The 8,885-nt window shown below is 67.7% G+C and carries 8 protein-coding genes; 3 read left to right on the top strand and 5 right to left on the bottom strand.

Annotated features, from left to right (window positions below):
- The gene (locus EYR15_RS03960) at positions 1-678 is read left to right on the top strand and encodes an alpha/beta hydrolase (RefSeq protein WP_131001626.1); all 678 of its coding nucleotides are present in this window, start codon (positions 1-3) and stop codon (positions 676-678) included.
- A 5-nt stretch (positions 679-683) separates the two neighbouring features.
- Here EYR15_RS03960 and EYR15_RS03965 read toward each other — a convergent pair whose 3' ends face one another.
- Positions 684-2,504 carry a cation:proton antiporter domain-containing protein gene (locus tag EYR15_RS03965; RefSeq protein ID WP_131001543.1) on the bottom strand — a complete coding sequence of 607 codons (1,821 nt, stop codon included), beginning with the start codon at positions 2,502-2,504 and terminating at the stop codon, positions 684-686.
- Between the two features lie 165 nt (positions 2,505-2,669).
- On the opposite strand from EYR15_RS03965, the gene EYR15_RS03970 reads away from it, so the two are divergent.
- Complete coding sequence (locus tag EYR15_RS03970) at positions 2,670-3,764, top strand: catalase family protein (protein ID WP_165455409.1); 1,095 nt, start codon at positions 2,670-2,672, stop codon at positions 3,762-3,764.
- Between the two features lie 102 nt (positions 3,765-3,866).
- A complete protein-coding gene (ada, locus tag EYR15_RS03975) occupies positions 3,867-4,928 on the top strand; it encodes a bifunctional DNA-binding transcriptional regulator/O6-methylguanine-DNA methyltransferase Ada (protein ID WP_131001544.1) in 1,062 nt (353 codons plus the stop codon).
- A gap of 113 nt (positions 4,929-5,041) precedes the next feature.
- On the opposite strand, the gene EYR15_RS03980 is transcribed toward ada, so the two are convergent.
- The 4 genes from EYR15_RS03980 to EYR15_RS03995 all read right to left on the bottom strand — a co-directional run bounded on the left by EYR15_RS03980 (position 5,042) and on the right by EYR15_RS03995 (position 8,431).
- A complete protein-coding gene (locus EYR15_RS03980; protein ID WP_131001545.1) occupies positions 5,042-6,004 on the bottom strand; it encodes a HEAT repeat domain-containing protein in 963 nt (320 codons plus the stop codon).
- 11 nt (positions 6,005-6,015) lie between these two features.
- Positions 6,016-6,249 carry a 4Fe-4S dicluster domain-containing protein gene (locus EYR15_RS03985; protein ID WP_131001546.1) on the bottom strand — a complete coding sequence of 78 codons (234 nt, stop codon included), beginning with the start codon at positions 6,247-6,249 and terminating at the stop codon, positions 6,016-6,018.
- Positions 6,250-6,261: 12 nt separating this feature from the next.
- Positions 6,262-8,007 (bottom strand): fumarate reductase/succinate dehydrogenase flavoprotein subunit, encoded by a 1,746-nt coding sequence (locus EYR15_RS03990; protein WP_131001547.1) that lies wholly within the window; start codon positions 8,005-8,007, stop codon positions 6,262-6,264.
- A gap of 64 nt (positions 8,008-8,071) precedes the next feature.
- Positions 8,072-8,431: a DUF971 domain-containing protein gene (locus EYR15_RS03995; RefSeq protein WP_245498127.1), complete on the bottom strand. Its 360-nt coding sequence runs from the start codon at positions 8,429-8,431 to the stop codon at positions 8,072-8,074.
- Between the last annotated feature and the right edge of the window lie 454 nt (positions 8,432-8,885).

An 8,885-nucleotide genomic window follows, 5' to 3' on the forward strand; every position in this document is an offset into this window, starting at 1 on the left:
ATGATAGACCCGCATCTCGCCGGCGGGCTCGATTTCGCGCACCGCCTGCCGACCCAGCCGCCGCTCGATCCGGGTAGGCGGACGCTCGGCTTGTTCGATCAAGGCGACGCGATCCTGTTCGTGCCGCCGTCGATCGATCCGCGTCGTCCGACACCGCTTGTCACGCTGTTCCACGGCGGCGGCGGCAGCCCGACCAAGATCCTGCCGATGCTGGAGGAGCACGCGCTGAAGCGCGGCTTCCTGCTGCTCGCGCCGCAATCGATCTTTCCGACGTGGGACCTGGTGATCGGCGGCCATGGGCCCGATCGCCAGCGGCTCGACGAGGCGCTGGCGGAAGTCGCCTCTCGCTTCCTGCTCGACCCCGCGCGCTTCGTCTTCGCCGGCCATTCCGACGGCGGCAGCTACGCGCTCTCGACCGGCCTCGCCAACGGCCGCATCGTCACGCATCTCGTGATCTCGTCGGCCGGCTTCATGTCGGTCCATCGGCAGGAAGGCGCGCCGCGCGTCTTCATCTCGCATGGGACGAAGGACGAGCAGATTCCGATCGACCGCAGCGGGCGCTTCCATTCCGCGAAGCTGCGCGAGGCCGGATACGACGTGGAATATGTCGAATATGACGGCCCACATCGCTGGCAGCCGCCGGTTGTCGAGAACGCGATGGACTTCGTCTTCAACTGACGACGTCAGGCCAGGCTGGGCGCCGGCCTCAGCCGCGGCGGCCCTGGCGTTTCGGTCTCCGCGACGCCCTGATCTTTCAGGACCGCCAACATGGCGCGGGCGATCTCGCGCTCTCCCATGATGACCGCGTCGGCGCCCAAGCCCCTGAGATGCTCGACCTCGGCGTCGGAATGGGCGCGGGCGACGATGTGGAGGCCCGTTGCGGCCCTACGCGCCTGCTCCACCACCTGGCCCGCCTCGAAGGCGTTCGGGATCGCGACTACCAGCATGCGCGCGCCCGCGAGGTTCGCGAGCGCCAGCGTGTCGGCGCTTGCGGCATTGCCCATCACGACCTCGATCCCCGCTTCGCGCAGCGCCTCGATCCGCTTTTCCGCGTCCTCAATCGCAAGAAAGGGGACGTTGGACCCCCGCAGGCGCTCTGCGATGACGCCGCCAACGCGGCCGGCGCCGACCAGAACAGTATGGCCGGACAACGCGGTCGGCTCGGCGACGACGTCCTCCTCGCCTTCCGGAGCGCGCATCGGCTCCGGCGGCCCTTCAGGCTGCGCGGCCTCGACCGCCGGCTGAGGCTTCGGCGCGGCCTTGCGCGGAAAGCGGGCCTCGAGCTTTGGGCGGGAGCGCTCTGCTGCGAAGAATACAAGCGGATTCAGCACAATCGAGACGATCGCGCCGGCGATGATCAGATCGCGACCCTCTTCCGGCAGCAGCCCGAGGTTCAGGCCGAGCTCGGCCAAAATGAAGGAAAACTCGCCGATCTGAGCGAGGCTCGCCGAAATCGTCAGCGCGGTGCCCATCGTCCTGCGGAAGGCGAGCACGATGACGAAGGCCGCAATCGATTTGCCGATGACGATGACGGCGACGGTCGCAAGCACCGGCAGCGGGTCGCGCACCACGATCAGGGGATCGAACAGCATGCCGGCGGCGACGAAGAACAGCACGGCAAAGGCGTCGCGGAGCGGCAAACTTTCGTTCGCCGCGGCCTGACTCAGCGGACTTTCGGACATCACCATGCCGGCGAAGAACGCGCCGAGCGCAAGCGAAACGCCAAACAGCTTCGCCGCGCCGAAAGCGATGCCGAGCGCGATCGCCAGCACGCCGAGGCGGAACAGCTCGCGCGAGCCGGAATGGGCGATCCGGTGCAGGACCCAGGGCACGAAGCGCCGGCCGACGACCAGCATCAGCGCGACGAACACGCCGACCTTGAACAGGGTGACGAGGACGAGCCCGCCGACGCCGAGATTGACGCCGAGCGCCGAGCTGAGGAGCGCCGCGAGCGGATCGGCGGCGCCGGCCTCCACCGACTGCGCGCTCGCGATCGCCGGCAGCAGGACGAGCGCCAGCACCATGGCGAGGTCCTCGACGATCAACCAGCCGACCGCGATGCGGCCGCGTTCGCTTTCGACCAGCCGCCGCTCCTGCAGCGCCTTCAACAGCACGACGGTCGACGCGACGGAGAGCGCGAGGCCGAAGACGATCCCGCCGCCGAGGCTCCAGCCCATCAGGGTCGCCAAACCCCAGCCAAGCGCGGTCGCCACCGCCATCTGAACGATCGCGCCCGGCAGCGCGACGGTACGCACCGACCAGAGATCCTTGACCGAGAAATGCAGGCCGACGCCAAACATCAGCAGGATGACGCCAATTTCGGCGAGCTCCGGCGCGAGCGACTGGTCGGCGACGTAGCCCGGGGTGTGCGGGCCGACGAGGATGCCGGCGACGAGATAGCCGACGAGCGGCGGGAGCCTGAATCGATGGGCCATCGCGCCCAGGATGAAGGCCAGCACGAACCCCGCGACCAGGATCGAGATCAGCGGCGTGTCGTGATGCATGCGTCTGGTCTCCAGCTAAGCGGCGGCGTTGTGGGTTCCTTATGGGGCTCGCGCCGGCAGATCGCTACGCTTTGCGGCGCCGCGCTCGCCGCCTGATGAAATCGTGAACCGGGAACGGCTTTCCAGACGTATGCCTCCGACATCGGAATCATTCCAGGAAACGTCATGACGATCAGGTCAGCCGCTCCGTTCGATCCGGCCATGGAACGGATGGAGGAAAACGAGCAGGAAGTTCGCCGCGAGCTCATCGAGACGATGCGCAGCATTCAGGAGACCACGTTCGGGGATTCCGGCCATGCCGTGCGCAGCGTCCACGCCAAGAGCCACGGCATCGTCCAGGCTGAAATCGAGATCCTCGACGGGCTGCCGCCGGAGCTCGCGCAAGGCCTGCTCGCAAAGCCTGGCCGGCACGACGTGGTGATGCGGTTCTCAACCAATCCAGGCGACATTCTCGACGACGGCGTATCCGCGCCGAGAGGCCTCGCGCTCAAGATCATCGGCGTCGAGGGCGAGCGCCTGCCGGGCTCTGAAGGTGACGCGACGCAGGATTTCGTTATGGCGAACGCGCCTGCCTTCGTCGCGCCGGACGCCGCCCACTTCCTCAAGACGCTGAAGCTGCTTGCGAAGACGACCGACAAGGCCGAGGGCGCCAAGAAGGCGCTGTCGACCGTGCTGAGGGCGACCGAGGCGGTGATTGAAGCTTTTGGAGGCAAAAGCGCGACCGTCGCCTCGCTTGGCGGCCAGCCGATGACCCATGTGCTGGGCGAGACCTTCTACAGCCAGACGCCCTTTCTCTATGGCGCGAACGTCGCGAAGTTCTCAGTCGCTCCTTCATCGCCGGGGCTCAAGGCGCTTGAAGGAAAGTCGATCAAGCTCGATGGCAGAGCGGATGCGCATCGCGAGGAGATCAACGCGTTCTTCGCGGGCAGCGGCGGCGAATGGGAGCTGCGCGTCCAGTTGCTGACGAACCCCGAGACGATGCCGGTGGAGGACGCCTCGGTGATCTGGCCTGAGGATGAGAGCCCCTTCGTCACGGTCGCGCGCATCGTCGCGCCGCGTCAGGACGGCTGGTCCGAAGCCAAGGCCGCCGCCGTCGACGACGGCCTTTCGTTCAGCCCTTGGCACGGCCTCGCCGCGCATCGGCCTCTCGGTTCGATCAACCGCGTGCGGAAGGAGAATTACGAAAGCTCGGTGGCGTTCCGGTCGCAGCACAATGGTTGCCCGATCCACGAACCAAAGGCGCTAAACTCCGCCGAGTGAGACGACGCGGCGGCTGGCGAGATTCGGAGGCAAGATACGGAGCGACGGGCTATGATCGGAGGCCTTACGACAGCGGCGACATTGATCGCGAGGTTAAGCCCCATGTCGACAGTCACCGAAGCCCTTCGTCCCGATCACGATCCGCGCTGGCCGGCGGTCCTCCGCCGCGACCGCGGCGCCGACGGGTCGTTCGTCTATTCCGTCCGCACGACCGGCGTTTACTGCCGTCCGTCATGCCCGTCGCGGCAGGCGCGCCCTGAGAACGTCGCTTTTTATCCGAACAACGCCGCGGCGGAGGCCGCCGGCTTCCGTCCCTGCCGCCGGTGCCGCCCGGACGAGCCCCCGCCTCGCGCGACGGTCGTCGCCAAGGCCTGCCGCATTGTCGAGGCCGCCGAGCGACCGCCGTCGCTCAGCGAACTCGCGCGACGTTGCGGGGTCAGCCCGCATTATCTGCACCGCCTGTTCAAGGCGGAGACCGGCGTCACCCCGAAAGCCTATGCCGACGCGGAGCGCGCGAGACGTGTGCGCAGCGAGCTAGGCGGGCCAGGCGTGTCGGTCACCTCCGCTCTCTATGGCGCCGGCTTCGGGTCCAGCGGGCGGTTCTACGAGGGCTCCGCCGCGACGCTCGGCATGACCCCGACGGCGTTTCGCGCCGGCGGCGCGGGCGCTGCGATCCGCTTTGCGGTGGGAGTCAGCTCGCTCGGCCATGTGCTGGTCGCATCGAGCGACAAGGGCGTCTGTGCGATCCTTCTAGGCGATGACCCCCAAGCGCTCGTCGTCGACCTTGAGAGCCGCTTTCCGAAAGCGCGGCTGATCGGTGGCGATGACGAGTTCGAGCAGGTCGTCGCGCGCGTCATCGCGCTGGTCGAGGCGCCGCAACTTGGCCTCGACCTCCCGCTTGACATTCGCGGCACCGCCTTCCAACAGCGCGTCTGGGCGGCGCTGATCAAGCTGCCCGCCGGCCGCACCGCGAGCTACACAGAGATCGCCGCGGCCGTCGGCGCGCCACAATCCGTCCGAGCCGTCGCCCAGGCCTGTGGGGCCAACGCGCTCGCGGTGGCGATCCCCTGCCACCGCGTCGTGCGCTCGGACGGCGGCTTGTCCGGCTATCGCTGGGGCGTCGAACGCAAGCGGGCGCTGCTCGACCGCGAGCGCCACGACTGAGCCGTCTGATGCGTCAACCCCGATGTGCGGCATGGCGCTCGTCAGGCCTGCGCCGTGCCGGCGCCTTACGCCGGTCTGAACTGGGGTTGTTCGTTTCGCCTGAATCCGGTCGTTCAGAGCGCTTCCTTACAGCGCCCGATCGCCCAGCGGATCAGTTTGCGGACGTCCGGGTCCGGGTCCTCCTGCGAGGGTTCGAGCCAGCGCAGGGCGCCCGGCGCTCCGATCTCGCCGAGCGCGGCGGCCGCCTCCTTGCGGAGGTTGCTGACATCGGACTCCAACAGAGCCCCGAGGGGGTCCACGGCGCTCTCAGCGCGGAGACGCCCGAGCGCGTTCGCCGCCTTCGTCCGCACCTGCCAGGCCTCGTCGTCGAGCGCGGCGATCAGCTGGAGCGTCGCCTCGGGAAGCCGGTTCTTGCCGAGCGAAGCCGCAGCCTGCTCGCGCACCAGCCAATGCGGATCCTTCAGGCCGCCGACAAGCGTCGAGGCGCCGGGGCCGCCCGGGCGCACGAACACCAGCGCCGCCATAGTCGCGCGGCGCACGCTTGGGTCCGCATCGCTCGCCGTCGCGATCAATGCGGGCAGCGCGTCCTCGGCCTTGAGGTAGCCGATAACGCCGAGGCCTTCGCGCCGCACCTCCGGCGCCGGGCTCGTGAGCGCCTTCAGCGCCGAGGCGAGCGCGTCTGGAAGCGTGAGCTCGCGCAGAGCCCGCAGCGCGGCGGCCTGCACGAAGGGATCGGGATGGCTCGCGCGCTCGATCAGCAGCGGCGCGCAGGAAAGCTCCTTCTTCTCCGCAAGCGACTCCGCCGCGGCGTTGCGGACCGCATCGTCGGGATCTTCGAGCGAGCCGACGAGCCCCTCGACGACCTGCGGGCCATCATGCTCGTCGAGCGCCTTGGCGGCGGCGGCGCGGACTTCGGCGTCGGGGTCACCGAGGCCCTTGAGCAGAAGCACGACCGCCTGCGGGCCGATCTGCTCGGCGAGCTCCATCATGGCCACGCGGCGGACCCCGGCGTCGGCGTCCTCGCAGCGCGCCGCGAGATCGTCGAGATCGTCATCAAAGGCGTCGAAGACCGGCATGTCGATCCCTCTCAGCGCAGCAGATAGGGGATGTTGACCTTGACGGCTCCGGTCGGGCAGTCAGCCTCGCACGGCATGCAGTACCAGCACTCGTCGTACTTCATGTAGGCCTTCTTGCGCCCCTCATCGATCGCAAGGATGTCGAGCGGGCAGACCTCGACGCAGACCGTGCAGCCCTTCTCGGCGATGCACTTGGCGTCGTCGATCACGACCGCGGCGCTCTTCGATTCCGTAATAATCGGCATTGTCGTGTGTCCTCACTCGGCCGCCTGAGCGGTCTTCACGCGCAGTTGGTGGTAGGCCGCCATCTCGTCCGCCGCGACGTCGACCACATACGGCGCGATTTCGCGCTTGCGGTGCGCCATGCGGCCGGCTTCGTCCTTGAACAGCATGGTGTGGCAGAACCACTCGTCGTCGTTGGTCTCGGGGTGGTCGACGCGCAGGTGATAGAAGCCCCAGCGGCTCTCGGTGCGGTAGAGCGAGGCGGCGGCCGCCATGTCGGCGCAGTCCAGGATCGACTGCAGCTCGAGCGCGCGGTGCAGTTCGTGCGGATCCCGGGCGCAGAGCTGGTTGAGATCTTCCCGGATCTCGGCGAAGCGGCGCTGGCCGATCTCCATCTTGGCGGTCACCTTCGGCGGCTCGAGATAGTCGTTCACCATCCGCCGGGTCTTGAACTCCATCTCGTGCGGCGTCAGCCCGTCGTCGCGGCGGGTCGGCGCGAGCACGCGCTCGCGCTCGGCCTTAAGGAAGCCCGCGTCAAAGTCCGGCAGGTCGACGCCCTCGCAGTAGGAGGCGGCGTCCGCGCCCGCGATGCCGCCGTTCACGAAGGCGCCCAGCATGTAATTGTGCGGCACGCTCGCCATGTCGCCGACGGCATAGAGGCCGGGGATCGTCGTGCGGGCGTTCTCGTCGACCCAGACGCCGGAGGCCGAATGGCCCGAGCAGAAGCCGATCTCCGAGATGTGCATCTCGACCGGCCGCCTGCGGTAGTCGTTGCCGCGCTTCTCGTGGAAGCGACCGCGGGATGGCCGCTCATTGGTGTGGAGGATGGTCTCGATCTCGGAGATCGTCTCCTCCGCGAGGTGGTCCAGTTTCAGGAACACCGGGCCCGCGCCGCTTTGCAGCTCGCGCCAGAATTCCAGCATCATCTGGCCCGACCAGTAGTCGCACTCGATGAAGCGTTCGCCCTTGTTGTTCGCGGTGTAGCCGCCGAACGGACCGGTCACGTAGGCGCAGGACGGGCCGTTATAGTCCTTGATCAGCGGGTTGATCTGGTAGCATTCGAGGTTCGCGAGCTCGGCGCCTGCGTGATACGCCATGGCGTAGCCGTCGCCGCAATTCGCGGCGTTCTCGTAGGTGCCGAACATGTAGCCGGACGCCGGCAGGCCGAGCCGCCCGGCTGCGCCGCAGGCGAGGATCACGGATTTCGCGCGCACCACCAGGAACTCGGAGGTCCGGGTGTTCACCCCGATCGCGCCGGAAATCGCGCCGTCGCGGCTCTTGAGCAGGCGGGTCGCCATGTAGCGGTTGGTCACCGCGACCTGCAGTCGGCGCAGTTGCCGGTAGAGCACCTTCTTGACGTTGTGCCCTTCCGGCATGGGCAGCACGTAGGTCCCGAGATGATGGACCTTGCGCATGTTGTATTCGCCGGCGCCGTCCTTCTCGAACTTGACCCCGAGTTTGTCGAGATACTGGATCATCGGAAAGGAGCCGGTGGCGTAAGCCATCACCGCCTTCTGGTGCACGACGCCGTCATTGGCGATCGTGATCTCCTTCACGTATTGCTCGGGCGTCGCGTAGCCCGGCACGACGGCGTTGTTCAGCCCGTCCATGCCCATGGAGATCGCGCCGGAGCGTTTGACGTTCGCCTTCTCCATCAGGACGACGCGTAAGGCCGGATTGGCCTCCTTCGCCTTGATGGCGGCCATCGGGCCGCCCGTGCCGCCTCCGATGACCAGGATGTCGGCTTCGATGATCTCGGTCGTCGGTTCGCTCGCGCTCATGCTGAATAAGGCCCGTGTCGCTCGCGCCGGACGAACCGCGCGACTGGCTGGGGGAAGGACGGTCTCAGGCTGTCCCGGTCGCGGGGCCGGTTTCCGCCGCAATGGCGCGGAGGTAGCTCCACGGGAAGATTCCGCGGTCATGGCCGTCTGCGAAAACGAGATGCGCCGCGTAGCCGCCGACGGCTTCGACCGCGACGATCGCCGCCCCGTCGAAAGCGTCAGGAAAGCGACCGTCTGCCCGCGCCCGGGTGCACCAGGCGCAGCGGCACCTCAGGCGCAGCGCCCCGGCGGCGACCGAGGCCGCCGGCCCGTCCGAGAACGTCAGGGTCAGCGTTCCGCCGCCGCGCGACACGGCAGCCTCGACCGGCGTTTCGGCCGGATCGAAGTGGGGCTGGGCTGTGATGGCTTCCAGTGAATGGACCAACGGGCTCGCTCTCTGCGCCTGTAATGGTTCCAAAGGACCGGAACGCAGCCTGCCCCGACAGCAATTAGTTGCCGCCACGGCGTCAACGGGTGGGCCTTGCGACAAGCGACCGACCGAAGAGAGTGGCATGTCGCCAATCTCTTTCGAGGATGAAGGTGTTATCCACAGAGCCGGACAGGCGGCGCCCCGTGGCCGCTGTTTTCGGAACCGCCCTCGCCTGCGGGTCGTCGCTGCGCAGGCTATCGCCTCATTAAAGAACGCACGACGCCAATTCGCTTCCGTGCCGCGGATGGGCTCGACGCCTGGAAAGACGGTTTGCGCAGGGTCAAGGAGCCGGCGGGTTCTGCGAAAAGCGTTGACACCAAAAATGGGGGGTTTATATAGCCCGCACACCGGGACGACGCCGCGGCTGATTTGCCTGGCGCGTTTTGGAACCAGTCTTTCCAGCATGGCG

The sequence above is a fragment of the Hansschlegelia quercus genome (assembly GCF_004310425.1).
GTDB lineage: Bacteria > Pseudomonadota > Alphaproteobacteria > Rhizobiales > Methylopilaceae > Methylopila > Methylopila quercus.